This window comes from Herbaspirillum sp. meg3, assembly GCF_002257565.1.
Classification (GTDB): Bacteria; Pseudomonadota; Gammaproteobacteria; order Burkholderiales; family Burkholderiaceae_D; genus Herbaspirillum.
This window is the reverse complement of the sequence record NZ_CP022736.1, coordinates 354,157-380,619: the sequence shown is the minus strand read 5'-3', so window position 1 is coordinate 380,619 and position 26,463 is coordinate 354,157. Positions and strand designations below refer to the sequence as shown.

The 26,463-nt window shown below is 55.5% G+C and carries 24 protein-coding genes; 16 read left to right on the top strand and 8 right to left on the bottom strand.

All coding sequences use genetic code 11. The annotated features are described in order from the left end of the window. Positions 1 to 71: 71 nt before the first annotated feature. The 6 genes from hmeg3_RS01720 (at position 72) to hmeg3_RS01695 (ending at position 6,201) form a co-directional block, all read left to right on the top strand. The gene (locus hmeg3_RS01720; protein ID WP_094562197.1) at positions 72 to 764 is read left to right on the top strand and encodes a hypothetical protein; all 693 of its coding nucleotides are present in this window, start codon (positions 72 to 74) and stop codon (positions 762 to 764) included. Positions 765 to 869: 105 nt separating this feature from the next. After that, positions 870 to 1,217: a DMT family protein gene (locus tag hmeg3_RS01715; protein ID WP_094562196.1), complete on the top strand. Its 348-nt coding sequence runs from the start codon at positions 870 to 872 to the stop codon at positions 1,215 to 1,217. A gap of 8 nt (positions 1,218 to 1,225) precedes the next feature. Further along, positions 1,226 to 2,449 (top strand): MFS transporter, encoded by a 1,224-nt coding sequence (locus hmeg3_RS01710; protein WP_094562195.1) that lies wholly within the window; start codon positions 1,226 to 1,228, stop codon positions 2,447 to 2,449. A 525-nt stretch (positions 2,450 to 2,974) separates the two neighbouring features. Next, entirely contained in the window at positions 2,975 to 4,627 is a 1,653-nt protein-coding gene (locus hmeg3_RS01705; protein WP_094562194.1) for a methyl-accepting chemotaxis protein, read from the top strand. 215 nt (positions 4,628 to 4,842) lie between these two features. Further along, complete coding sequence (locus hmeg3_RS01700) at positions 4,843 to 5,247, top strand: VOC family protein (protein ID WP_094562193.1); 405 nt, start codon at positions 4,843 to 4,845, stop codon at positions 5,245 to 5,247. Positions 5,248 to 5,379: 132 nt separating this feature from the next. Then, positions 5,380 to 6,201: a carbon-nitrogen hydrolase family protein gene (locus hmeg3_RS01695; RefSeq protein ID WP_157739190.1), complete on the top strand. Its 822-nt coding sequence runs from the start codon at positions 5,380 to 5,382 to the stop codon at positions 6,199 to 6,201. Between the two features lie 177 nt (positions 6,202 to 6,378). Here the strand turns inward: hmeg3_RS01695 and hmeg3_RS01690 are convergent, their stop codons facing one another. Both hmeg3_RS01690 and yddG read right to left on the bottom strand, forming a co-directional pair. Next, positions 6,379 to 7,119 carry a DUF2076 domain-containing protein gene (locus tag hmeg3_RS01690; protein ID WP_094562191.1) on the bottom strand — a complete coding sequence of 247 codons (741 nt, stop codon included), beginning with the start codon at positions 7,117 to 7,119 and terminating at the stop codon, positions 6,379 to 6,381. A 386-nt stretch (positions 7,120 to 7,505) separates the two neighbouring features. Continuing rightward, positions 7,506 to 8,429, bottom strand: a complete 924-nt coding sequence (yddG, locus tag hmeg3_RS01685; RefSeq protein ID WP_094562190.1) for an aromatic amino acid DMT transporter YddG — start codon at positions 8,427 to 8,429, stop codon at positions 7,506 to 7,508. Positions 8,430 to 8,920: 491 nt separating this feature from the next. Between yddG and hmeg3_RS01680 the strand changes: the two genes are divergently transcribed. Both hmeg3_RS01680 and hmeg3_RS01675 read left to right on the top strand, forming a co-directional pair. Continuing rightward, positions 8,921 to 10,069 carry a diguanylate cyclase gene (locus hmeg3_RS01680; RefSeq protein WP_094562189.1) on the top strand — a complete coding sequence of 383 codons (1,149 nt, stop codon included), beginning with the start codon at positions 8,921 to 8,923 and terminating at the stop codon, positions 10,067 to 10,069. A 222-nt stretch (positions 10,070 to 10,291) separates the two neighbouring features. Beyond that, positions 10,292 to 11,773 (top strand): MDR family MFS transporter, encoded by a 1,482-nt coding sequence (locus hmeg3_RS01675; RefSeq protein ID WP_094562188.1) that lies wholly within the window; start codon positions 10,292 to 10,294, stop codon positions 11,771 to 11,773. Positions 11,774 to 11,835: 62 nt separating this feature from the next. On the opposite strand, the gene hmeg3_RS01670 is transcribed toward hmeg3_RS01675, so the two are convergent. Next, positions 11,836 to 12,180 carry a hypothetical protein gene (locus hmeg3_RS01670; protein ID WP_094562187.1) on the bottom strand — a complete coding sequence of 115 codons (345 nt, stop codon included), beginning with the start codon at positions 12,178 to 12,180 and terminating at the stop codon, positions 11,836 to 11,838. A gap of 215 nt (positions 12,181 to 12,395) precedes the next feature. On the opposite strand from hmeg3_RS01670, the gene hmeg3_RS01665 reads away from it, so the two are divergent. Beyond that, positions 12,396 to 12,866, top strand: coding sequence for a cupin domain-containing protein (locus hmeg3_RS01665; RefSeq protein ID WP_094562186.1), 471 nt, complete (start codon positions 12,396 to 12,398; stop codon positions 12,864 to 12,866). A 167-nt stretch (positions 12,867 to 13,033) separates the two neighbouring features. On the opposite strand, the gene ilvD is transcribed toward hmeg3_RS01665, so the two are convergent. Next, positions 13,034 to 14,896, bottom strand: coding sequence for a dihydroxy-acid dehydratase (gene ilvD, locus hmeg3_RS01660; protein WP_094562185.1), 1,863 nt, complete (start codon positions 14,894 to 14,896; stop codon positions 13,034 to 13,036). 170 nt (positions 14,897 to 15,066) lie between these two features. Here ilvD and hmeg3_RS01655 point away from each other — a divergent pair, with 170 nt between their 5' ends. Further along, positions 15,067 to 16,101, top strand: a complete 1,035-nt coding sequence (locus hmeg3_RS01655; protein ID WP_094562184.1) for a GlxA family transcriptional regulator — start codon at positions 15,067 to 15,069, stop codon at positions 16,099 to 16,101. Between the two features lie 17 nt (positions 16,102 to 16,118). On the opposite strand, the gene hmeg3_RS01650 is transcribed toward hmeg3_RS01655, so the two are convergent. Continuing rightward, positions 16,119 to 17,108, bottom strand: coding sequence for an SLAC1 anion channel family protein (locus tag hmeg3_RS01650; protein WP_094562183.1), 990 nt, complete (start codon positions 17,106 to 17,108; stop codon positions 16,119 to 16,121). Between the two features lie 362 nt (positions 17,109 to 17,470). Here hmeg3_RS01650 and hmeg3_RS01645 point away from each other — a divergent pair, with 362 nt between their 5' ends. From hmeg3_RS01645 to hmeg3_RS01630, 3 genes are all read left to right on the top strand, one after another. Further along, on the top strand, positions 17,471 to 18,232 hold the full coding sequence (locus tag hmeg3_RS01645; RefSeq protein WP_094562182.1) for a hypothetical protein: 762 nt from the start codon (positions 17,471 to 17,473) through the stop codon (positions 18,230 to 18,232). Positions 18,233 to 18,360: 128 nt separating this feature from the next. Continuing rightward, entirely contained in the window at positions 18,361 to 19,320 is a 960-nt protein-coding gene (locus hmeg3_RS01640) for a sensor domain-containing diguanylate cyclase (RefSeq protein WP_094562181.1), read from the top strand. Between the two features lie 557 nt (positions 19,321 to 19,877). Next, on the top strand, positions 19,878 to 21,182 hold the full coding sequence (locus tag hmeg3_RS01630; protein WP_094562179.1) for an EAL and HDOD domain-containing protein: 1,305 nt from the start codon (positions 19,878 to 19,880) through the stop codon (positions 21,180 to 21,182). A gap of 85 nt (positions 21,183 to 21,267) precedes the next feature. Here the strand turns inward: hmeg3_RS01630 and hmeg3_RS24875 are convergent, their stop codons facing one another. Beyond that, positions 21,268 to 21,639, bottom strand: a complete 372-nt coding sequence (locus hmeg3_RS24875) for a hypothetical protein (RefSeq protein ID WP_198361917.1) — start codon at positions 21,637 to 21,639, stop codon at positions 21,268 to 21,270. Between hmeg3_RS24875 and hmeg3_RS01625 the strand changes: the two genes are divergently transcribed. From hmeg3_RS01625 to hmeg3_RS01615, 3 genes are all read left to right on the top strand, one after another. Next, a complete protein-coding gene (locus hmeg3_RS01625; protein WP_094566083.1) occupies positions 21,535 to 22,995 on the top strand; it encodes a PAS domain-containing protein in 1,461 nt (486 codons plus the stop codon). The two genes, hmeg3_RS24875 and hmeg3_RS01625, sit on opposite strands and share 105 nt — an antisense overlap. Beyond that, on the top strand, positions 22,992 to 23,654 hold the full coding sequence (locus tag hmeg3_RS01620) for a response regulator transcription factor (RefSeq protein WP_232511812.1): 663 nt from the start codon (positions 22,992 to 22,994) through the stop codon (positions 23,652 to 23,654). Before hmeg3_RS01625 ends, hmeg3_RS01620 begins: the two co-directional genes overlap by 4 nt. A gap of 350 nt (positions 23,655 to 24,004) precedes the next feature. Continuing rightward, entirely contained in the window at positions 24,005 to 24,220 is a 216-nt protein-coding gene (locus hmeg3_RS01615; RefSeq protein WP_157739189.1) for a hypothetical protein, read from the top strand. A 49-nt stretch (positions 24,221 to 24,269) separates the two neighbouring features. On the opposite strand, the gene hmeg3_RS01610 is transcribed toward hmeg3_RS01615, so the two are convergent. Continuing rightward, entirely contained in the window at positions 24,270 to 24,479 is a 210-nt protein-coding gene (locus tag hmeg3_RS01610; RefSeq protein ID WP_094562177.1) for a hypothetical protein, read from the bottom strand. A gap of 169 nt (positions 24,480 to 24,648) precedes the next feature. Beyond that, on the bottom strand, positions 24,649 to 26,364 hold the full coding sequence (locus hmeg3_RS01605; protein WP_094562176.1) for a methyl-accepting chemotaxis protein: 1,716 nt from the start codon (positions 26,362 to 26,364) through the stop codon (positions 24,649 to 24,651). Positions 26,365 to 26,463 lie beyond the last annotated feature (99 nt).

Genomic DNA, 26,463 nt, shown 5'->3' with positions numbered 1-26,463 from the left:
TTAAAACGATTCTGACGCAGGCATGATGATTGCGACCGTGATGATGTCATTCGCCACTTCACGGAGCTATCATGCGTTCTCCCCGAACATTCACTGCCATCCCCGAGATCCTTATCCTTACCGTCGCAGTCGGCGTCGCCACCTCCAGCGCGTATGCCTTGCCTCCGGGCCCTGAAGGCGCACCACCGCCGCCTCCGGCGGCGACAGGCATCGTCGTCCCTCCAGTTGCGCAGGGGCAGGTCAAGCGCATGCTGACCAATCCGTATGGCGAAGTGGATGGCTTGCGTCTAACGGACGGCACTATTGTCAAATTTCCGCCGCACATGAGCAATGCGCTGGCGGATACGGTCAAGCCGGGGCAGATGGTCCGCGTCTTCGGACGTCCTGAAGCGCGCGACGCGGTCAAAGCCGACGTGATCGTCAACCTGGCGACTTCGCAGACCCTATTCGACCAGCCGCCTGCTGTCGACGGGCGCACGCCTTTGCCGCCACATTTGCGCGCCCAGAGTCTGCAGGTGCAGAAGGTGGAAGGCAGGATCGACACTGTCTTGACCGGTCCGCGGGGCGAAGCCAACGGCGTGATTCTGGTCGATGGCAGTATCGTGCGCTTCCCTCCCGAAAGCTTGCGCCTGTCGATGCAGCAGGGCGCATCTTTTGCGGCATCGGGATTGGGAACCAGCAACGCCTACGGTACGTCGCTGGAAGCCATCAGCGTCGGCACAAGCCTGGCGACGCTTCAGCCTATCTATGATCGCATCCCCTGAGCTATTCAGATTGCCGATGCCCGACCGGCTGGACGTCGCGATGCTCTGCCGGTCAGGAAAATACGCGCCTTGATATCGAATCCTTTTTATTAAAAACAACGACACATGTCTCCCAAAATCTTGCCCATCGTTTTCTTGCTGGTGTCGAATGTCTTTATGACTTTCGCCTGGTACGGTCATCTCAAGTTTGAAAACAGACCTCTATATCTAGTCATCCTGGTCAGTTGGATGATTGCATTCGCCGAATACTGCTTTGCTGTGCCGGCAAATCGCATCGGGCACAGCGTCTACAACGCAGCCGAACTGAAAACCATGCAGGAAGTCATCACCCTCTTGGTCTTTTCCGTCTTTTCGGTCTTCTATTTGGGAGAGCAATTTACGATCAATCATCTGATCGGCTTTGCTTTTATTTGCCTGGGCGCTTTTTTTATCTTCAAGGGACCGATAGGATAAAAATCATCATGACGACCCGACAAGCGTCTCTTCAGTCCACGGCATGGTTGCCCGGGCTTAATTTCTTTTTGGCCGACGTGCGCGATGGGCTGGGACCTTTTCTCGGCGTATTTCTCATGGGTCGAGGTTGGCAGGCGGATGACATCGGCTATGTCATGACGATTGGCGGCATCGCGGGCATGCTGGCCACGACGCCGCTGGGAGCGCTGATCGATGCTTCCCGGTCAAAGCGGCTTTTGCTGGCGCTCGGCGCTGTTTTTGTCATTGTGGGTACGCTGGTTCTTTTTATTTCGTCGACATTTGTCGTCACCGCCGCCTCTCAGATCGATACAGGTATTGTTGGCGCCATCATTGGTCCTGCACTTGCCGGCGTGACGCTGGGTCTTGTCGGTCAAGAGCGACTGGCGCATCAGTTGGGTATCAATGAAGCATGGAATCACGCCGGCAACATGGTATCGGCAGCGTTGGCCGGTCTGCTCGGCTACTACTGGGGATTGCCTGCCGTATTTATCTTGATGGCATTGATGGCCGCGGGCTCGCTGGTCTGCATCTCGAAAATCAGGCCGCAAGACATAGACCATGACGTCGCGTGCGGTCTGGAGCCGGGAGGGAATACTGCTTTCGACTCATCGGCGTTGAAGGTGCTAGCCAGGTCGGCGCCGTTGCTGTTGTTGGCAATCACCATGATGCTGTTCCATCTTGGCAATGCAGCCATGCTTCCCCTGTTAGGGCAAGCGATCGTCTCGCAGGGGCTTGCTGATCCCAGCGCATTCACGGCGATGACTATTATCATTGCTCAACTCGTGATGATTCCCGTGGCCCTGCTGGCCGGACGTTCCGCCGTGCGGTATGGCTATTGGGTGTTGGTGATGGCAGCCATCATGGTGTTGCCCGTACGCGGTCTGATTGCCGGCTACTGGAATTCTCCGTGGGCCTTGATTCCCGTGCAATTTCTCGACGGGATCGGCGCAGGCATACTTGGCGTAGCACTTCCGGGACTAGTGGCGCAGCTACTGCGAGGAAGCGGTCATATCAACATCGGCCTTGGCGCGGTGACGACAATTCAAGGCCTTGGGGCCGCATTGAGCCCTGCGTTAGCTGGCGCGATTGCTCACCGCTATAGCTACAGTATGGCCTTTATTGTGCTGAGCGCCATTTCTTCTATTGCCTTGTTTGTCTGGTTCTTTGCCAGAGAACTATTTGCTAACCATGAGTCAATCAACCTGCGCTAAACACGGACTCGTGCCTGGGTACTTTGCCGATACGGCAAATATGTATTCGCAATATTGATATGGCGAGCATGCACAGAGACTTCTAAAATTCATCGTAACAATGGGACGCACTCTATCGCGATGCCAGGCGGATGATTGTCGTATTTCCTCAGATAGGACGGGGAAAGCATGCCGAACAACAGAGAAGCACAAACAGGCAAAATTGAAGAATCAATAAAATGAAGTTTCGCGAGTTTTTCCGTTTCTACTGTGTATATCGTCGCTGTGGGAATTCGATGTACGTATCAATTCAACTTGCGCGACGCCGCATCTATGGAGTGATTGCCTGAAGCGCGTCAAAGGCACTTATCCGTCACGCTGCTCAATGGTGACGGTACTCAGTCATGCAATGTCGATTATTCTGATCCGTTACCCGATTTATTGATTGGGATTGTCTCCCTTAGATTTGACGAAACTTAGTAGTTTCACGCGACGTTGTCTATTTCTGAAGCAGCCTAACGTAATGCGTCTATTGAGGAGTGAAAAATGAAAGATATGAAGGTGTCTACTAGGCTCAGTATCGGCTTTTCAGTCGTGTTGGTGGCCCTGATTGTAGTAGCAATATTTGGCATCTCTGGAATGTCGAGCCTCCGAGATAAGCTCAACGAAATCACCTACGTCAACAATGCCGAAGCAAAATTGGCAAACCAAATGGCAACGAGTGTGCAAACTCGCGCTCTTGTCATCAGGAATTTGGCACTATTCACAGATCAGGAGCTTATTAACAAGGAGTTAGCTCGCCTGAAACCACTTGAAAAGAAATATGCTGATTCTTATCAGGAACTGGGAAGGCTTTTTACGCAGGAGCCAGGGACCACGCAGAGGGAGCACGAACTATTTGCAGCGCTAAAAGCGGATGAAGCAGCGGTAACCCCTCTTATTGAAAAGGCGGCAGCGCTAGGTGCGAGCAATAATGTTGAATCGATCACCTCGCTTCTTATTCAAGAAATCCGCCCTAAACAAACGATTTGGCTGAATCGTCTTGCAGAACTGGTTGCCTTTGAGGATCAGCTCAATGAAGAGGCAGCAGCTGAGGCTGAAGTGACATATCAGCGATTGCGCGCAACAACTTTCATCGTCTCCGGGATGGCGCTTCTTTTGGGAATTCTCACTGCATTTTTAATCGTCAGAAGTATATTGAAGCAATTGGGCGGCGAGCCTAGCCAGGCACAATATATTGCAAGCGAGATTTCACAAGGAAATCTGACTGTCGCTCTGGATTTAAACACAGCTAGTCCTAATAGTTTAATGGTCTCGCTGGAAAAAATGCGTAGCCAATTAAATAGCGTAGTGATTGGTATCCAGCACTCTGCCGAGTCAATAGCAACCGCTGCCAGCGAAATTGCACAAGGCAACCTCGACTTATCCCGGCGCACAGAAGAACAGGCAGCGTCACTAGAGGAAACCGCCTCAAGCATGGAGGAAATTACATCGACTGTTGAGCAAAACACGAACAACGCAAAGCAAGGCAGCATACTGGCCAATTCAGCTTCTTCTACTGCATTGAAGGGTGGAAAAGTTGTGGAGGGCGTCGTGAAGACAATGTCTGATATTTCGGAAAGCTCTCGCAAAGTTACAGAGATTATTGCGTCGGTGGAGGCGATCGCTTTTCAAACCAATATTCTTGCACTCAATGCAGCCGTAGAAGCAGCGCGTGCGGGAGAAGAAGGTAGAGGCTTTGCGGTCGTTGCCAGCGAAGTTCGTACCTTGGCACAACGCAGCGCAACTGCGGCAAAGGAAATTAAGGACCTCATCGGCGCCTCAGTTCAGCACGTTAACGCAGGGTCGCAACTTGTCTCGGACGCTGGCAAGACGATGTCAGAAGTCGTTCAGTCCGTACAAAGCGTTACGGATCTCATGAGTGAGATCGCTGCCGCCTCGAGTGAACAACATACCGGTATCGCCCAGATCAATATCGCCATCACTCAAATGGATGAAGTCACTCAGCAGAATGCTGCTCTCGTCGAGCAAGCAACAGCGGCCGCACAGGCAATGGCCGATCAGGCAGACCGTCTCCGTGCCTCAGTGTCTATTTTTAAAGTGGAGGAATCAGCTGCTTCTGCGATTGCACACCCTGCGGGAATAAAAACTATCAATGTCACCGCAACGTCTAAACCAGTTAACAGAATTGCTGCATAGCTGGCCCACTTGTGATTTTTTTTGCAGCACAGCCGACATCGAACCGTTCCTTCCTGGTGAAATTCTGCTCTCGGATGGTGGATTGAGTCTCACGTAGTATACCTGTGCTGCGCCGACTCACGGCTTTGTTGATCGTCAGAAGCGAGACGAATTAAGTCACTTGTGAATGGCTCAATTCGGCCAGTTGCCCCCTTTATAAAGGCTAAGGAGCCAATGTGTTTTCTCATATTTTCATGAGCGTAAGTGACTTCGACCGCGCCTTTAACTTTTATCGTCCCTTGATGAACAGCCTCGGTGTCGAACTACGCTTCTGTGATCACGAGAAGCCATGGGCGGGATGGCACAGCGCCGGGAAGGAGCGCCCATTCTTCGTCATTTGCAAGCCTCATAACGGACAGCCACATCACGCGGGGAATGGGCAGATGGTTGCCTTCGCCGCGACTTCTCAGGCAGCCGTCCGAGCGACACATCAGGTCGCCTTGGAGAATGGGGGAACCTGCGAAGGTCCTCCCGGACTTCGCCCGCAATACCATGCCAATTTTTATGGCGCGTACTTTAGAGACCCTGATGGCAACAAGCTCTGCGTTGCCTGTCACGCCTTACCGGTTGACATTCCATGACGCCCCTTTTTCCGCCAGATGCAGCCCAAGCAATACGCAATGCCTGATACACAGGCGCCGCCTATCTGAAAAGAGTGCCACTTGGACATGAAGATAATCGCCTTGAAAATCCCGGAATAAAGGAATTTGTACGTGAACCTAATTGACGAGAGCAGCATTGGTCAGAGCAATTTGACGATCGCCGTTGCACAGGCAGAAGCCATTCCTGGAGATTCGGTCGCAAACCTGGACAAGGTCAGGCTGCTCAGTAAAGAGGCGGCTACCAAGGGCGCAGATGTTATAAATTTTCCTGAAAAATTTTTAACAGGGTATGAGCCTCAGCTTCTGAAGCAGATGGGTGATTCTGCTTTAATCACTCCAGACGACGATTCCGTGCTTTTTCTAAGGCAGCTTTCACAGAGGCTGGCACTCACCATCGTCGTGGGCGCACCAACCATGATTAACGCCGTACGCAGAATTAGCAGCCTCATCGCTACACCCGACGGCAATATGGATTTTTATCACAAACAACATCTGTTCCATTCAGAAAAGGATTGGTTTATCGCAGGAACCGAAGATAAGAAGATTGTGGTGAAAGGATGGAAGATAGGACTCGGGATATGTTACGACGCCGGATTTCCTGAGCATGCACGGCGGCTGGCATTGGACCAGTGCGATGTGTACCTTGTATCGGCACTCTTCAGCAAAATAATCGGGCGCCAAGAACTCTCCGTATGGATGCCGGCGCGAGCACTGGACAACACGATATATGTTGCCATGTCTAACTACTGTGGGACGACAGGCGGTTGGCAGACCTGCGGTCGAAGTGGCGTGTGGTCCCCTATGGGGGAGTGTATCGCGCAGGCAAAAGAGAATGAGGGCGAGCTGCTTATTGTAGATTTGGAGTACGGTGCAATAAAAAGCGCACGTGAATCTGAGCGGATGCTTAGCGACTACTCGTCGATTTATTGTTAGAGAAAATCCAGGCGAAGCAAAATATTGACTCTGAACTTATCCACCATGGCATGGTTGAACTTGCCGAACATCTATTGACCAAGAGTGCAGTCCAATAATGACAAAGCCTGCACTCGCAGGCTTTGTTGGGTCTTTGCAATCGTCCATCTGACATTTTCAACTTTCCATGCAGCGCACCTACACCATGGAATCATCGTAACTGCCGCTGTCACTGCTGTCGTCAAGGTCAATATTGCCCAGGTCGGCAAGATCATTGTTGGAAGCCATTCCACTACCGCTGTCGTCGCGGTCTTGGCCACGCGTCTTGTCCGCGTTGTCGCCGTAGTAGTTGTTGACCGTGGTGTTCTCGACGTTTTCCACAGGGGAACTCAATCCATTCTGACGCGCTGATCCAAAGCTGCTGCTGTTGCCATTCATCAGATGCTCGATTCCCTGGTACAAGAAAGCGCCACCCGCCACACCAGCAGCGGTAGCCGCAACGGTGCCCAGCATGCTACCCATACCACCGCCAAAAAAACCTGAGGATGCTGTTGGCGCGGCCTGGTATTGCGGAGCCATCTGTGCAGGCGCGGATGCAGGAGGGGAAGCGTAAACCGGCGCATAAGCAGGTGCAGGTTCGGAGCGCACGGAAGCCGCCGGCGTATTTCCCCAGGTATTGCCGTCCAGAAAACCACGCGCCGGGGTTGCGCCGGATTGCAGCGCCTGTACCTGACTTTGCAATGCGGCAATCTGGGTCTTGGATGTGGCAAGCGCCTGATCCATCAACAACGCTCGTTGCACCAGCAGGTAGGCCGCATCCGGCTGCTGAGCCACGGCTGCGGCAATCATTGCATCGGCTTGCGCATCTTTGCCGATGCCGCGTACCTGCGTCAGTTGATTGAGAAAATCTTGAAGCATTTGTGTTTCTTGAGGATTCATGATGCCTGGCTCCCGGCCTGTGTAATGCATAACGATAAACGTGACAATATCCAGCCGTCCTCAGACGGCCTTGGTGCTAATTATGCGCGTGATATCGCCCTGTATTTGTGACCGCAATTGCAAAGTTCGAAACAGCTTGTAACTTGATCTGTGCAAAACAATACGCCTGGGATAGCGGCGATGGCTTGAAAACGTTGAATATGAAGCGGCGCTCAATTCCAGTGTGGGCGAGATCTGCTCTGTTGACTGGCTTGGCTGGCTTGACTGTCAGGCGATGAAATCAGTCATACGATCACGAGGCAAGGAATGGATTGTCTTCATCGAATCGATAGCAAAAAAGAAACCTTCTGCTTCTGTCCTATTTGTATGCGCTTTTAGCAGGCGCCTCACAAACAATCTGCGACGGCGTCCTCTTGCGCTGCCGGCGATTTTTTAAACCTTGTTGCCAGCCAGCACAGTATCGAACCGGCGCATACCAAAGACGCGCCGACCCAGAATGACTTCGGCAAAGGCGCATGCAACAAGACAGCCGACAGCGCCGACGAAAAAACGGGAATGAAGTACGACGCACCCGCCAGAACAGTCACGTTGCCATGCAAGATTCCAACGTTCCATGCAGCATAGCCAAACCCCATCGCCGCCGCTGCCAGGAGCAGGTAGACAACCGCCGGCGTGCTGAACGACATCGCACCATGATCGCCGAGAAAGAACTTCGCCCACAGCGTCAGCGCGACAAGAATGAAGAACAACGTCACGCCGTTCTTTCCCTTCGCGAGGCTGGCAGTCACGCTACAGTACGCGGCCCAGATGATCGCGCCGAAAAAAGCCAGGCCGTAACTGAGTGGATTGTCTTGAATGTTGACGAGCATGCCCGCAACATCCAGCCCCTGGTCGCCGCCCAGCACCCAGCAGATGCCCACAATCGAGAATAGAAAACCGGGGACGGCTAGCCAGGTGGCGCGCTGTTTGTTGAATGCGATAGCGAAGATGAGCGTGAATGTCGGCCACAGATAATTGACCATGCCGACCTCGATTGCTTGCCGGCCTGTGTTGGCATAGCCTATCGACAGGGAAAGGCAGATTTCATAACTCACAAACAGGACACTCCCCCAAAACAGGTATTTTTTTGGGAAGCTGCTGAGTGTGGGGACGCCGACCGATAACAACAGGAATAAGGAAGCGACGCTGTAAATCATCGCTGCGCCGCCGGTGGCGCCGAGATATTCGCCGACGCCGCGAATCAATCCGACAATCGAACTCCAGAGGACCACTGCGGTGAGTCCAATAATGGTGGCCTTCTTGCTAGTCATTCATGCTCATCAAATAATAGGAATGGGGTAGATCACTGACAGGCACTGCTCACTGTCGCGCAGTTCTTCTTTTATCATGCTGCCAATGAGAAGAGTCGATGATTGCCGGTGAGCAATGGCATGTCTGGTTTGCTGATGGAACGTGGGGTGTAAGCGTGGCAGGAAACGCGCTCGACCGGATTCAACTCAACGTAAGCTCAATATCCCTGAGCGGCGGTATCTTATCATCCTCGGCGTTGGCTGATCATGGCAGCGAATTGCCGTAGCGCATGCTTCCACTCCAGCTTTACAGAGATTTGCTTCCCAAGATTCAAACGACGGTACGGAGATATGCGAAACTTTCTTTTGAGAAACCGACCAGGCGTGAACATCCCACAACGCGCGGCTGCAAATCAACATCCGGTTGGCAAGCCGCGGAGATCTGCAGGCGCTAAAATGGCCTCCCCATTTTCATAAGTTTGTTTGGGCAAGCCCACGCGCATCCGATATTCATGGCACTAGATCCCTCCACCATCCTGATTCTTACCACCGCGCTGGCTGCTGCCGCTGCACTTTACCTGGCCGTGGAATGGAACAGCATTCGCGAGAGATCGCTGTTGTTCTGGAGCGCCGGTTTCGCTGTGATCACCGTGGGTTCTGTTTTGGCACTGCTGCGTACCAGCGGTTTTTTGCTGATCGGTATCTGGTTTGCCAACGGTCTGTTGATCATCGCTCATTGGCTGTTTCTCGCAGGCGTTGCCAGATTCACGCAAACCAGACTGTCACGCGTCTGGTACCTGATTGCCGCAATATGGCTGGCCATGCTGCTTGTGCCCAGCGCCCCCTGGTGGTCCAAGGTGATGCTGTGCATCCAGTCGCTGCTGATCGCCGGCATTACCCTGCGCGCCAGCTTCATGCTGCGTCAGCATGGCGTCTCCCTCAGTGTTGGTGCTGTCCAGTTGCGTTACATATTGCTGGTGCACGGCCTCTTCTATCTCGCCAAGGCCGGTTCAACAGTGGCGCTGAATACTTTTGTCGACCTTGCCGCCTTCCGTGGCGAAGTGATCCAGATCTCGCTGGTGGAGGGTGCGATGGCGATCATGCTGATCGCCTTGTCCATGACCGGCACCGAACGCCATCGCCGTGAAGAACGCATCGAACAACTCGCTGCCCGCGATCCGCTGACCGCGCTGTATAACCGCCGCGCACTGGACCGGCGTGCACCCGGCTTGCTCGAACAAGCCTCACCGGCAACCCCTGGCGCTTTGCTTCTGATCGATATCGACAACTTCAAATTGGTCAATGACCTGCATGGCCATAGTGCCGGCGACAAACTGTTGATCGCCCTGAGCGAAATGATCCGCGATGCTTTGCCTCAGGGCGCCCTGGCGGCGCGGCTGGGTGGAGACGAGTTCGTTATCTTGCTGCGCAATGCGTCCAACGAAAGCCTGGTCACGCTGGGCAATAGCTTGCGCGAGAGTTTCGGAAAGATGGCGCGGGAAGCGTTCACTACGCCCATTGCAGTGACCTTGAGTGTCGGCGCCACGTTGTTCGACCAACCACCGGCAGGGTTGGCTGCGTTGCTCGAACTGGGGGACACGGCCCTGTACCAGTCGAAGCGCGGAGGACGAGACAGAGTCAGGGTCGTGACTTCCGTTTAGTGCAACCATCGCAGCAACGAAAACCATTCGCGCAAACAGACTGAGCGACAGACCATAGCTACCCTATAACCGCAGACAATTCCTCCTCGTCAGCAGGTTTCTGCGAGACGCGGCATAATGCCCGACACCAGCCACCCATCTGACGGCCGCCTTTGTTCAGGCCGACGCCGCGCATGTTGCGGTACGTCACACAGAATCAGGCAGCTATTTCTAACCGACCCCATGTCCGAATCAATCCAAGCAAAACGCCACCTTGTCATCGCAGCCGTGATGGCCTCCATGGCAATGGTCGCGCTCGAAGCCACCATTGTCGCCACCGCCATGCCGCAAATCGTCACGCAACTGGGAGGACTGCATCTCTACAGCTGGGTGTTTTCTTCCTTCCTGCTCACGCAGACGGCGATGACGGTCGTGTTCGGCAAACTCTCCGACCTGTATGGCCGCAAACCCGTGATGCTGGCCGGTATCGCAATCTTTTTGCTGGGCTCGGTGCTGGCGGGGTTCGCCTGGTCGATGCCGGCGATGATCGTGTTTCGTCTGATCCAGGGCGTCGGCGCAGGGGCCATCCAGCCCGTGTCGATGACCATCGTCGCCGATCTTTATCCAGCCCGCGAACGGGGCAAAGTGCAAGGTTATCTGGCCAGCGTCTGGGCGGTATCGGCGGTACTTGGCCCGCTGGTCGGCAGCCTGATTATTCATGATATGTCGTGGGCCTGGATCTTCTGGCTTAATGTGCCGATCGGACTGGCAGCTGCGGCCGGCTTCGTCATGTTCTTGCGCGAAGGCGAGCGGCACGGTAAGCCATCGCTCGATATTCCGGGGGCCGTCTTGTTTACCGCGGCGATCGGTGCGCTGATGTTTGCGCTGACCGACATCGGCGCGTCCAACACAGAACACGCCATGATCGAGCTGGCCATCTTCGCCGCCTGTACGGTGCTGTTTGTGTTGCAGGAACGCCGCGCGGTCGATCCGATGATTTCTTTCAGCATCTGGGCCCACCGCCCGATTGCAGCGTCGAATTGCGCAACGGTGTTTGTGGGCATGGCAATGATGGGATTGACGACTTTCCTGCCGGTGTATGTGCAGGGCGTATTGCATCGCACGCCGGTTGTCGCCGGTCTTGCGCTGACCATGATGATGGTCGGCTGGCCGCTCGGTGCGACGACCACGGCAAAATCACTGCATCGTTTCGGGCTGCGGCAATTGATGGTGTTCGGCAGCGGTGTGATTCCGCTGGGCGCGCTGTTCTTTGTACTGCTCACCCCCGATAGCTCTCCGTTGATGGCCGGCATCGGTTCGCTGATCATGGGGCTTGGCATGGGTATCGCCAGTGTCAGCTCGCTGGTGCTGATTCAGGAAATCGTGGAGCCGCGCCAACGCGGCAGCGCGACGGCATCGAATCTTTTCTCCCGCAATCTGGGCAACACGCTGGGAGCGACCCTATTCGGCGCGGTGCTCAATTACGGACTCGCGCATGCGCCTGGTTCGGTTCCCGTGACTGCCGATCAGATCAAGCATTTGCTCGACACACAAGCCGATAGCGGCGTACAAAATATGCTGGTGCAGGACGCCTTGCATCATTCGCTGCACATCACCTTTGTGATGATGTTTGTGATTGCGATCGCGGTCTTGTTGGCGGCGATGGTGGTGCCGCATATTTCCTTGCGGCGAAATGTACAAGTATCGCCGCACGAAAATCTCTGATACCGAAGCCTGTCGGTCCGCATGGCTGACGGGCAGGTTTCATCCAGTGTGTCACGCCGCCGTCAGTCGCCTTTTTCTGCATCCAGCGCAGTCCGAAAGCACAGTCCTGCCAGGATGACGGCCGCAATCGCCAGCACATACGCCAGACTCTCCCCCTGAAACAGATTGTGCAGCTTCCGCTTGTAGGCGGCAACAATCATGGCCGGCGTCCCGCCGAACCTCTGCACGCTGTCAGCGTCCTGCTTTGATTCTTCACTTTGATATGCCTGACCGCCGACGAGGCGGTACTGCGCCGATGCGCTCGCAACAGCTCTGGTTTTGATCAGATAAGCGCCGGCGAAACCGGCAATGAGAATCACGATTCCCAGCACGAACCAGAATCTGAACGCTGAAGAACTTCCTTGCATGCTTGCTTCCTTTTCCAGATGGCCAACAGAGTCCAGACGGTGCCGGGAGGAAACCCGACTGTTGCTCCGGGAAGGAATTTATCACTGATCGGGGCCATGCGCATGAAGCATTTCAGGACGATACCGTGTAAATTGTGAGCCGGTGGTAGTAGTGCGACCACCGCCATCTGCATGAACCATTCGCACCATCTGACATGATTAAAAAAGGATCTCCTATGCGTCAACACATCGTGGTTCTCTCCATCGCAGTTGTCGGTGCGTTCGTGGCCGGAATGGCAGTCTCGCCATTCGCGCAGCACGCGATTTCCACCGCACATGCAGAACAGGCGCCGCTGGCGCCGGCGGTGATTGATCTCAATGCGATCACCCATGCCATGCTCCCCAAAACGCCATATCCCGAGTTGAACTCGAAGACGCTTGTCAATACGGACAACGCCACGATCAATCTTCAGTCTGGCAACGTCAACAAACACATTCACGCCAAGACCGACGAGATCCAGTACATCATCGAAGGCAGCGGCTCGATATGGCTGGGCGGTGAGCGCAAGGAATTCAAACCCGGCACGCTGATCATCATCCCCAAAGGTACGCCGCACGCCGGCGCTATCGTCGCCAACGGGCCGGTCAAAGCCATCGCGATCAAGATCCCGCCTCAGGGCAAGGAAGATATCGTGTTCGTGGACTGAGGACTGAGGACTGATACGTGCGCCGATCGTAAAAAAACTCTCCCGCTCGCATCAGGATGCCAACGGGAGAGTTTAAGAAAAAGAGGACATCGCCGGCCCAAGCCTGAACGCCCTCTTCAGTTCAACTGCCGGCCAATGACCGGATGACCGGACAACCGATCAATCGATCAGCGCTTCAGTTGTGACAAGTCGCGCACCGCGCCGCGATCGGCCGAGGTGGTCAATGCGGCGTAGGCTTGCAGCGCTTGCGACACCACACGTTCACGGCCCAGCGGCTGCCATGCATCGTGACCGAGTGCTTCCATCTTGGTACGGCGCTGTGCCAGAACTTCAGCGGTCACACGCAGGTTGATCGTGCGGGCCGGGATGTCGATGTCGATCATGTCGCCCTCTTCCACCAGACCGATGGCGCCGCCTTCAGCCGCTTCCGGCGAAGCGTGGCCGATCACCAGACCTGAGGAACCGCCGGAGAAACGACCGTCGGTGAACAAGGCGCAAGCCTTGCCGAGACCCTTGGACTTGATGTAGGACGTCGGATACAGCATCTCTTGCATGCCGGGACCGCCCTTCGGACCTTCGTAACGAATGATGACGACGTCACCCGCATGCACGGTGTCGCCCAGAATGCCTTCTACGGCTGCGTCCTGGCTCTCGAACACGCGTGCCTTGCCGGAGAACTTCAGAATGCTTTCATCCACGCCGGCAGTTTTGACGATGCAACCCTTTTCAGCAATGTTGCCGTACAAGACCGCGAGGCCACCGTCTTGCGAATAGGCGTGTGCACGGTCGCGGATGCAACCGATGCTGCGGTCGAGATCGCCGTGTTCGTAGCGTTCAGCCTGCGAGAACGCCGTCTGCGATGGCACGCCGCCCGGTGCGGCGCGGAACAGCTTGTGCACGGCGGCATCGCTGCTGACGCGAATATCGTACTTCTCGATCGCTTCGCCCATGGTCTTGCTGTGCACGGTCGGCAACGATGTATCGAGCAGACCGGCACGTGCCAGCTCGCCCAGAATCGCAATGATGCCGCCGGCGCGGTGCACGTCTTCGATATGGAACTTGTCGGTCATTGGTGCGACCTTGCACAGGCAGGGCACCTTGCGCGAAATACGGTCGATGTCTGCCATGGTGAATTCCACCTGGGCTTCGTGCGCAGCAGCCAGCAAGTGCAGCACGGTGTTGGTGGAGCCGCCCATCGACACATCCAGCGCCATCGCGTTTTCAAACGCGGCCTTGCTGGCGATGCTGCGTGGCAGAACCGAGTAATCGTCTTGCTCGTAGTGACGCTTGGCCAGTTCAACGATCAGGCGGCCCGCACCGAGGAAGAGTTCCTTGCGATCGGCGTGTGTTGCGACGATGGTGCCATTGCCCGGCAACGAGAGGCCCAGCGCTTCAGTCAGGCAGTTCATCGAGTTGGCAGTGAACATGCCGGAACAGGAACCGCAGGTCGGACAGGCGGAGCGTTCGATTTCAGCCACGTCTGCGTCGGACACGGTGGAGTCGCCGGCTTTGATCATGGCGTCGATCAGATCAAGCTTGATGACCTTGCGATCGTTGTTGACGACCTTGACTACCTTGCCCGCTTCCATCGGACCGCCGGAAACAAACACCACAGGAATATTGAGGCGCATCGCGGCCATCAGCATGCCCGGTGTAATCTTGTCGCAATTGGAGATGCACACCATCGCATCGGCGCAGTGCGCATTGACCATGTATTCAACCGAGTCGGCGATCAGGTCGCGCGATGGCAGCGAGTACAACATGCCGCCGTGGCCCATGGCGATACCGTCATCGACGGCAATGGTATTGAATTCTTTGGCGACCCCACCGGATGCCTCGATCTCGCGCGCCACCAGTTGGCCCAGGTCTTTCAGATGGACGTGGCCCGGGACGAATTGCGTGAACGAGTTGACCACCGCCACGATAGGCTTGTCGAAATCGCCATCCTTCATGCCGGTGGCGCGCCACAATGCGCGGGCACCCGCCATGTTGCGGCCTTGGGTGGTGGTGCGGGAACGATAGACGGGCATGTTGGGTGTCTCCTCAGGGCAGCAAATGAAATGAAAGCGAAAGATGAAAGCTAAAAATTGAAGCGCAAGGGTGCCGTTTTCGCAACCACCTGTCCAATATATAATTGAATAGCCTGTAATTCGTATTGCATATTAAAACTCGTGACAGGCAAGAAAAAAGGAATGACGGAATGAAACTGACCCTGGTGGTTTTCGACGGCGTGCAGGCGCTCGACGTTGCCGGGCCTCTGGACGTGTTCGCCGAGGCGAATCTGCTGCTGCCGAAGAAAGACCATTACGAGATCACACTCGTCGGCGAACGGCCGGACAGTGTCATGTGTTCCAGCGGCATGGAATTCAAGGTTCACTTCGACTATCCGAATTTCCATTCCGACAGCGATCTGCTGCTGGTGGCGGGCGGGCCAAGGGTACCCGAGTATCGCCCCGATCCGGCCTTCCTTGCCTGGCTCAATGCGCGTGCCCGCAAGGCAACCAAATTCGGCGCCGTCTGCAATGGCGTGTTCTTGCTGGGACATGCCGGGCTTCTGGCGGGACGCGAAGTGACGACGCATTGGGATCATGCCGAGCGGCTTGCAACACAATTCCCCGATCTGAATGTCCGGCCCGACAAGATATTCGTACGCGACGGCAATCTGTTCACCTGCGGCGGCGTCACTGCCGGCATCGATCTCTGCCTGTCACTGGTCGCAGAAGACTGGGGCCATGATCTCGCCGTCACAGTGGCCAAGCGCCTGATCGTCTACATCCGCCGCGACGGCGGGCAATCGCAATACAGCCCTTATCTCGCGGTCGGGCCCAATGAGGATTCGCTGGTCGCCAAGGTACTGAAATATGTGACCGACCACATCGGCGAAGCCTTGACCATCGAAGATATCGCCGACGCCGTGGGTGTCAGCCGCCGCACGTTTTCACGCGCCTTCGCCAAACATGCCCACGTCACGCCATCCGTGTTTGTAGAACAGGTGCGCATCGATTTTGCACGCAAGCTGCTGGAAGAAACGGATGTACCGCTGAAGACCGTGGCCTTCCGCTGCGGGTTCAGCACCGCGACACAGATGCGGATGATCTTTTCGCGCCAGCTGAACACCACGCCCAAGCTCTACAGAGAACGTTTCCACGCGAACGATGCACCTCGTGTTGAGGCCGTGGCCTCGTCAAAGAAAAAATCTCGCGCCGCATTGCGGCCCGCCAAAGCCGCTTACTAGTTCAGCGCCAAGCGATATCAGGCGATCAGCAGACGGCCGCAGAACAAGCTATGCAGCGTGCGAAACGCCAGCACCGCAATCGACGCCGTGAGCAGAAACAGCAGGACTGCCGCAATCAGCGCCAACCCCGCTCCGCCGACTGCACCCGCGTAGATGAACGCAGCATTGGTCAACGCCGCCATCGGAAAGCCGATCGCCCACCAAGACGGTGAAAATGCCGGCGGCTTCACCATCAGGCGATAGAAGATGATCACGAACAGGAACAAGCCAAAGTAAAACAGCAGCGACGCAAACATGTCGACACGCTGCATCAGATTCACATAGGCGATAAAGCCGACACTGAACGGCGCCATCAGTATCATCTTCGACGGCCGCATGCCGTCCGCCAGAGGATCATGGTGAATCAGCCGGGAAAAGATCAGGATGAAAAAAACGATGGCGCTGACGCTGCCGACGGCGGCGGCAAGCAGGTTCACCTGATAAGCCCAGCCGTCCATGAAAGCACCGCCGCTGACCACGATATCCAGGCTGCCGACACCGGCGATCAGCCAGGCCGGCATCACCGTGGCGGGAGCGGTATTGCCGTTCAGCATCCGGGAAATCATGACGATGCTCAGCACGAGGGTCAGGATCGTGCCGATGATCCAGACGACCAACTGAGCCGAAGCACTGTAGCTGCCGATGATGCTCGACAGGAGCAGGATGCTGATGCCTACCGTACCGAAGAAGCTGGCGATGACGGGATGCGCGAACTCCTGCTTCACCGTTTCGGGATGTTTGATGAGCTTGCTCAGGTAGGACAGGCTCAGGACGGCGAACATCGCCAGCGCGATGATACCAATCGCCTGCGACACGCCAAGGTCGACACCATAGGCCTGGTGGGCAAGACGCCAGGCCAGCGAGAGCCCCGCCACACTCATGACCGAGCTAAAGAGGCTGACAGGCAAATAGCGGACGGAAGGTTGAGCGCGGGTTCGGATTCTGCGACTGGGATGAAACGATTCCATGACAACTCCAATGATTGAGTAAATGAGAGGCACCGGGCTACTAAGCTGCTTGTGCCGGTCATTCTGGATCGGCACCTGAGGCATTTGAATACAGGCCTGTGGCTGGACGCTTTTGATTCTGCCCGAGCGGTTGCCACCTGTGAGCAGCCTTCTCCCGCTTGTCCCAAAACGCACACGGGTTGTCCCTAAAACGATCAGGCGCTGTGACGATTCAGCACAAAATAAGCACAAGGATTGCTCTCCGGACAGAGCGATTCGACTACTTCATGAGATCCATTATTGTCAGCAACAGATGTTGGATTCCCCTGTATGCTTGGGAAAACAACCGGGGATTGCGCCACAACCGGAACAGGGGGATTCCGATGCAGAGAAAACAGCCGTTCGCCACAGTAAAAGTCATTACCATCGCAGCGATGCTCACCGTCGGCGCAATCGCCGTCAACCACGCCAACGCCGCCACCGGCTACTACCTCGTGTCGGTCTACAGCGCCGAAAATCAAGTCTCGGTCGACTACAAATATTGGAACGCCAAACGAAACGGCGCACCGCCGTTTGGATCGCCCGAGCTGGGCATCGGCTATGGCGTCAACTCGCGCTGGTATACCGAGGTCTACGGCACAACCACCCAAACTGCGGCGCAAGGCACGCAGTTCAGCAGCCTGAACTGGCAAAACGATTTCCTGCTGACGCAGGGACAGTATTGGTTCGATCTCGCCATCCACACCAACATCGAGCAATACAGGCGCAGCGACGGCTATGGTTTGGAATGGGGGCCGGTCTTTCAGACCGAGATCTGGCGAACGCAACTCAATGCCAACATGTTCCTGCAGCGCGACTACCGAACCACCGCCGACAACAACGCCGCACAACTGGTTTATCAGTGGCAAGTCCGGCAGCACTGGAAACCATTGCTCAACTTCGGCCTGCAGGGTTTCGGCGAGTTGGGGCGCTGGGATAACTGGAACAGCACCGCGACACAGTCACATCGTGCAGGCCCCGCTTTGTTCGGCACCTGGTATCTGCCCAGCGGACACAAGATCCTTTACGAAACAGCCTATCTGCTGGGTAAAAATTCCGGTCGCTCCGCCAAGAGTTTCACCATGCGGGTGCAATATGCGTTCTGACTTTCATTGCCTTGCTGCATGAAAGACCGAAACGCGTGACCGCAAAAGGACAAAGGGCGTTAGCTGATTGACATCGATGCGCGACGAGGATTACGCTGGACGAAACGCCGTCAACCGGAGATGTTTGCATGGCACTAATCAAATCCCAACCAGCCACTCTCCTGGAAGTCATGGAGCATCACATCCAGTTTACGGAAAATGGGATTGCCGTCTTCGACGCGGAAGACCGCTTCATTTTTCATAATCAGGCCTTTGACTGTATTTTCGGCCTGGACGCCAGCGCCATGGTCGGCTGGACGCACGACGACTGGCTGACCTGGATGTATGTGCATCGGGGCGGTGTCAACATCGAATGGGATTCCCTTGAATCCTGGCTGGGCTATGTGCATAGTGTGTCGCGCTCCAAACCGTTCCGGCGATTTGAGACGGATCTGAGGGATGGTCGATGGCTGCTGGTCAGCGAGCAGACCTATCCTTCCGGACATCTGGTTTTGCATTTCGCCGACATCACGCTGCAGAAGAAGACCGAGATGGAATTAAAGGAAGCCATCGCCAAGATCGAACACATCGCACAGACCGACGAACTCACCAATCTGCCCAACCGGCGCCATATCCTGAACCGCTTCCATGAAGAGCTTTTGCGGGCGGCACGCTACAAACATGAGTTCTGTTTCGGCATCCTCGACATCGACCATTTCAAACTGGTGAACGACAAATATGGCCACCCGGCCGGCGACGAGGTGCTGCGGCATTTTTCCAGGTTCTTGCGCGACCATCTTCGCTCGCAGGATATTGTCGGTCGGGTGGGCGGAGAAGAGTTCGCCATCCTGTTTCCGGAAACCAAACTGGACGATGCGCTGCTGGTCCTGAGCCGGATCAACGAGACCTTGCGTAAAGAACGCCTTGTGCAGATCGCGCCGGATTTCTCCTATAGTTTTTCCGGCGGCCTGGTGTCGTCGGAACCCGACCTGATGGAGGACTGTACCTTGCTCATGGCAAAAGCCGACAAAGCGCTTTATCAGGCCAAGAACGGCGGGCGCAACCGGGTGCTGCGGTATCAGGATGATTCCCTGATCAGTATTCCTTGATGAGTGCCTGACAGCAGGAGGAGTCGGTATCAGCGCCGGCCAACACCGATTCCTCACGCATGCCTTGTAGACGACGCAAAAGTGATGACGTCATCGACAGGGCGGAAACAATTTTTCAGTCCCCTGGAAAGACTCGCGTGATCGAGGTCTTCTTTTCCATCTTTCCTTGCCTTCGCATCCGTCAACCGGCGATGCCAAATTGGCATCACAATCGCCCGCGATAAACGCATCTTGCGCTCATGCGGCGAGATCCGATCAAGGTTTCCCGACATACAAAGCCAAAAGGCATTGTTATGATCGCGCCAGTTACTCAAGAACGCGTTCCACATTTCAGTATTTTCTCTTCCGACGGTATCGCCGCCGGCGGAGTCGATTGCTTTTGCGACCGACCTTGTCAGCAAAGGCTGATCTGCAGCATTTCACCTGTGTTGACGGTTTATTCACATCGCGATTGATGGATGCATAAAGAGGCGTGCTGACAGCGGTCAGTGCAAGAATCTATACCCGATCATGTCTACCTGCAAGCGCGTGAACAGCAAATAAGGGAGAAGAAGAATATGGCTGTAGCTGCTTTGAACATGGATGTCACAGATCTGGGCGCGAAGGATTTCTTCCTTGCCCGGCAGCCGATTCTGAACATTGAGCAGGAACTGATCGGCTATGAACTGCTGTTTCGCAGCACCGGCGTCAATCGCGCCGCCGTCACCGACGACGCGGCTGCGACGGCGGCTGTGATCGAGCATGCCGCCGAGCTGGGCCTGCACAATGTGATCGGTTCGCTGACCGCTTTCCTCAATGTCGACGCCGCGATCCTGATGAGCGATGTGGTCTTCGTGCTGCCCAAGGAGCACGTCATTCTGGAAATTCTGGAAACGGTGGAGCTGACGCCGCCGCTGATGCGGCGTATCGAGACGCTGACCGAGGCGGGGTATGTCTTTGCAATCGACGATCTGGTGCAGGAATCGGCGCGCACCGATCAACTCATGCCGTTTGCTCGCATCGTCAAGGTCGATGTGCTGAAAATGCCGGTTGAAGAAATCGCCGCCCTGAGCGCCAGTCTCCGGCAAAAAGGAAAAAAACTGCTGGCCGAAAAAGTCGAAACCATCGATCAGTTCAAACTGTGCCGCGACTATGGCTTTGATTATTACCAAGGCTATTACTTCGCCAAGCCGGATGTCCTCCAAGGGAAAAAACTGAGTGCGTCCTGCGTGATCATCATGCAGATCCTTGCGCTGATCATCAAGGGTGCCAACAACTACGAAATCGTGCGCTTCATCAAACAGGACGTCGCATTGAGTCTCATGTTGCTGCGCCTGGTGAACACGCCCTTGTGCGGCTTCCGCCGGCACATTGCATCGCTGAGCCAGGCCTTGCTGGTACTCGGTGACCGCCAGCTGAAGCGCTGGCTGCAAATCCTGCTGTACGCCAATCCGAACAGCAACCGGCAGTCGGCTTCGTCACCGCTGATGATCCTGGCGGCGACGCGCGGCAAGATGTGCGAACTGCTGTCGCAGAAAATCCAGCCGCGCCGTCCCAACAAATCCGATACCGCCTTCATGGTCGGCGTGCTGTCGCTGACCGATGCCTTGTTCAATCTGGAAATCGCCGACGTGATCGGCCAGATCGGTGTATCTATCGAGATCAGAGAAGCACTGCTGTCGCGCGCCGGGTTCTACGGCGGTCTCCTGCTGCTGGTTGAATCGGCTGAAAAACCGGAGTTACTGAGTCCCGCTCGGTTGAACGAAATGTTAAGCAATTTTCAACTTTCTGCGGAAGAGTTTTACAGCGTGCAGAAGGAAGCCTTTGAATGGGGCAACAGCGTTTCGGAGAACATGAGCGCTGATGAACAATCCAAACACTGAGCACGGACGACGACTAACGGAGATTGACCAGCACCTTGACCGATTGACAAGATTAAAAAGCAGTCGGCAGACGTTACCTATTCTTTTACACGCCGACAGCGTAAAGAACATTAAAAGACTTTCGTCTGCTGTTATGCTGATGCCGCTCAGCAAGTGTCGCCCGACTGATTGAAGACATGCGGATTACCGCAAATTCAAGAGAGATCAGCATCGGGCCATCGACAAGAACATAAAAATAAAAATCCATACGAATGCTATGAAGAGTCTGATTTGTACATCGGCAGATGACAATTGCCTCAAGAAGGAGGACCTGTACCGGGCGCTGGTAGATGCCTTTACGGATGGCATCGTGATGCAGCACGAAGATGGGACGGTATTCGATTGCAACGGCGTCGCGGAGCATATCCTTGAATGCCCGAAAGAAGCCATGGCCGATATGGTCGCCCTGCTGCGCCATCGGAAAACCATGAAGAGCGATGGTACGGCCTTCGACGAAACGGAGTATCCAATGGTCATTGCCGGCGCGTCATTGCAGCCGGTCAGCAATGTCATGATGGGCATGACGCGTCTGGATGGCCGCTTCTGCTGGCTCGAGGTCAGCGCCAGCCCGATCATGGTCAATCGCGGCAAGGATTTTATCGGCGTCGTCACCTTTCTGCGAGAAATCACCGAGCGCAGGGAAGCGGAAGAAGCGCTGGAAAAACGCCACCACGAACTCGAAAAAGGCATCTTCAAACGCACCGCCCAGCTGGAGTTTACGCTGGGCCAGTTGAAGCTTGCGGTAAGTGCGTCCAATACAGGATTGTGGAACTGGAATCTGCGCACCGATCAGTTCTACTTCTCGCCGGAATGGAAACGCCAGATCGGCTATGCCGACCACGAAATCGGCGACACCATGGACGAGCTGGTGTCGCGCATCCACGTCGACGACCGGGAGCGCGCCGTGACGGCGACCGAGTCTTATCTTGAGGCACCCAAGGAGTCGTTGGAAATCGAATATCGCATGCGCCATCGCGACGGCTGCTTCCGCTGGATCTTGTCGCGCTCGATGGCGATGCTGGATGAAAACGACAAGGCGATTTTTCTGCAGGGTTCGCATGTCGACATCACCGAACGAAAACAGTCTGAAGAAAATCTGCTGGCGCTGACCCGCGAACTGCGTGATGTCTCGCGCGAGCTGGCGAGAGTGGAAGAAGCCGAACGGCGCCGGTTCGCGCAGGAGCTGCACGACACCATCGGGTCGGCGTTGGCGGCACTCAGCATCAATATGACCATCATGAGCGGCGAGATCGCCGGTGAAGGTTCGTCCGGCATGGAAGCGCGGCTGAAGGATTCCATCGTGCTGCTCGATGACACCACCGATGCCGTACGACGCCTGATGGCAGAATTACGGCCGCCGGTGCTGGATGATTACGGTCTCGAAGCTGCGTTGCGCTGGCAGTGCGAATTGTTTGCCGAGCGCTGCGGATTTCAGTTCACGGTGGATGTCTACGGCATTGCCGATCGCCTGGAGCCGGAGCTGGAAATCTCACTGTTTCGCATCGCCCAGGGCGCCATCACCAACATCGCCAAGCACGCACGGGCAACCAATGTCGAAGTGATGCTCAACATCCTGCAGAGTTCGGTCACGATGACCATCATGGATGACGGCGTCGGCTTTGTGCCGAACGTACATCGCGATCAGAAGTCGAAACCGACCTGGGGATTGGTGTCCATGCGCGAACGTGCGCAGGCGCTGGGCGGCAATCTTAAAATCATTTCCGAGCCCCACAAAGGCACCTGCGTTGAAGTCGTCGTGGAGCTTTCATCATGAACATGGCAATGCCCGCGCCCATCCGCATCTACATCGCCGATGACCACACCATCGTCAGAGATGGTCTGGCGGTGATGCTGCAGGTGCATAGCGATATCAAGGTGGTCGGATCCGGCAGCGACGGCAGACAAGCAGTGAAAGAAGTCGCAAGTCTTCGCCCTGACATTGTGATCATGGATATTGCCATGCCCAATCTGAACGGGATCGAAGCAACCCTGCTGCTGAAAGATGAAGCGCCGGGCGTGAAGACCATCATGCTATCGATGTACGCGACGAAGGAACATATCTTCCGTGCGCTGCAGGCTGGCGCACGAGGTTACCTGCTGAAAAATTCCGCCGGCTCGGAACTGGTCAACGCCATCCGCGTAGTGCAGTCCGGCCAACGTTATCTGAGTCAAAAAATTGCCGACACGGTAGTGGACGATTACCTTCTCGATCACCGTGTCACCGGACCACTGGATGCGTTGAGTGCGCGAGAGCGGGAAGTTCTGCAACTGGTGGCGGAAGGACATTCCAGTGCACAAGTGGCGGCGATGTTGTCGCTGTCACCCAAATCCATTGAAACCTATCGCAGCCGGCTGATGCAAAAGATCGGCGTCAGTGACTTGCCCAGCCTGGTCAAGTTCTCCATTCATCATGGATTGATTTCACTGGAATAGTCCGCTGAGCAGTCACCTCGACGTCAGCTAGACGTAACTTCGACGTCAGCTCACCATTGCCAATCCAAGTGTCGGGATATTCCCCTGCACTTGTCATGCTTTCCCTACAGAAATAGCACCGCATAGCCGCTAGTATCAAGGCTGCCCGCGCTGCGCCTGTCTGATCTTCCCGCGCGGCCCCGGCAGTGGCATGCCAATAGCAAATCCGAGTATCCCGTGTATCTCCTGATGAGCGCAGTGCGCGCAATGACCGCATTGCATAGACATCGGGATGAACAGCGGCATGGAGACCTGCCAACATAAAAAATGCCCTGCATACGTCACCGATGTCTGTCTCGATGGGTAGAAACATGCGATTGATTTGCGTACTTCCCTTGCTGCTTTTTTTGCTGGCCGGATGCGAACGAAGCCCGCTGGAAAAGCTGGTGTTCGAACACGCCAGAGAACAGGCCAAGATTAACGCCGCCAATTTTGAGCGCAACAAAGAAGCGCGCGAGCGGCAGCAACTTGCGCTGCGCAGGAGGTTTGATGCCGATGAATCTGACCAGGATACAGGCTCGCCTTGACGGCATCACCACGCAGTAGGCGATGCCGCGAGGCGCTAATTACGGTGGGTTAAAGCCTGGCTTTATTAACAACGCCAGCCAAGGCAGCATGACCGCGATCAGTGAAAATCTGCTTGTAACGGTACGCGTCCTTTTCCTGCAGCTTCTGATCCTCGTAGTCGAGAAGTTTCAGATGCTTGTCGACGCTCAGGCAAGCCCAGACCAGCAACACGTCGAGAAGAATAATGCCGATGTTTGTGAAACTGATTCCGTAAGTCATGACAGCCCCCCTTTTTTCCGATCACATTGAGTAAATCCTCCTGATGCTGACTACAGCATACTCATCAGGTTGGATTTTCCAATCAGGGAATTCCTGATTTCTACAAGGCAATCAGAAGGCAATTGGGCTGGGCTGGAACAGCTAAGGCTTTATCCCACCTGCGGGACGTTCAGAATTGTTCCCAAGACGCGTCGCTGTCCTGCGCAATGGCTACCGGCTTAGTGGAGGATTTAATGACCGATTTGGCAACCACCGGTACAGGCAGCCTAGACGCCGGAGTAATATCCACAGTCCGTTGTTGATGCGTCAACTTCGGCGCCGCATTCTGTTCAGCACCGAGCTTGAAGATGCTGACAACTTCCAGCAAACTCCCGGCCTGATGCTGCATCGATTGCGCAGCCGCGGCTGCTTCCTCCACCAGCGCAGCATTCTTTTGCGTCACTTCATCCATCTGCGTAATGGCGAGGTTGATCTGCTCGATGCCGTCGCTTTGCTCTTCGCTGGCTGAACTGATTTCCCCAACGATGTCGGTCACGCGCTTGACGCTGTTGACGACATCGGTCATGGTGGTGCCGGCCTGCTCGACCAGTCGGCTGCCGGCATCGACCTGCGCTACCGAGCTGTCGATCAATGCCTTGATTTCCTTCGCTGCTGCAGCGGAACGTTGCGCCAGTCCGCGCACTTCGGAAGCGACGACTGCAAAGCCGCGTCCCTGCTCGCCTGCACGCGCTGCTTCCACTGCAGCATTCAATGCCAGGATATTGGTCTGGAATGCGATGCCATCGATCACGCTGATGATGTCGACAATCTTCTTTGACGATTCGTGGATCGTGCCCATGGTTTCCACCACCTTGCCGACCACGTTGCCGCCGGCGATCGCCACCTCGGATGCAGAAGCCGCCAGCTGGTTGGCCTGACGCGCGTTATCGGCGTTCTGCTTCACCGTGGATGTCAATTCTTCCATCGCGGAGGCGGTTTCTTCCAGCGAACTGGCCTGCTGCTCGGTGCGTGTCGACAGATCCAGATTGCCCATGGCGATCTGGTTGGAAGCGGTGGCAATGGTATCGGTGCCGGTGCGCACATGGCCGACGATTTCCGCGAGGCGATTGCGCATGACCCGGATGGATGCCATCAAGCTGGTCTGGTCCCCCTGGCGCAACGTGATCGATGTCGCCAGATTGCCGTTGGCGATGTCGCTGGCAATTGCCATCGCATAGTCTGGTTCACCACCGAGCTGGCGAATGATGCTGCGCGTGATGAGCAAGGCAGCGATCAGGCTCAGAATGAATGCTGCAGCACTCACCGCAAACAACAACATCGTCGTGTGACGATATGTGTCCTGACTGTCGGCGACGGTTTTATCCATGGCGGCGTGCTGATAGTCGGACATCGCTTTCAGCGCGTCAAACATCGCGCTCTGCTTCAGACGTATGGCGCCGAACAACAACTTCTTCGCTTCATCCAGCTTGTTTTGCGTCAGCAGATTCAAGAGATTCTGCTGCTCTGCATAGTAGTCGGCGCTCGTGCGTTGAAGTGCAGCCATCAGTTCCTTGCCTTGCGGCGTGACGATGGTGTCTCCAAGTTTTTTCAGCGTCGCGTCATTCTCTGCGCGCGCTTTGACGATGCGCGCAAGTTCCTGTTTTGAAGTTGCTTCATCGTCGGACAACGCGATATTCCGAACAACCCGCGCCACGAGATTGACGTTATTGGTGACAGTGTCCACCAGCGCGATTTTGGCGTAGCGATCGTTCACCAGAAAGTTGATGTTGTTGTTGAGCACAGCCATGCGTGTGAAACTGAAGAGGGCGATGCCGATCAATAACGCCAGGACAAGACCGAATCCGATATACAAACGGCTGGCGACTTTTAATTTGGATAAATTCATGACACGATTCTCCTGAAAGGACATTCAAGGACATGATGCTTTCGGATCAGTCTGCTGCGGAGAATTCTACTGCCAGAACTGTTTTTGCTGTGTCGGCTT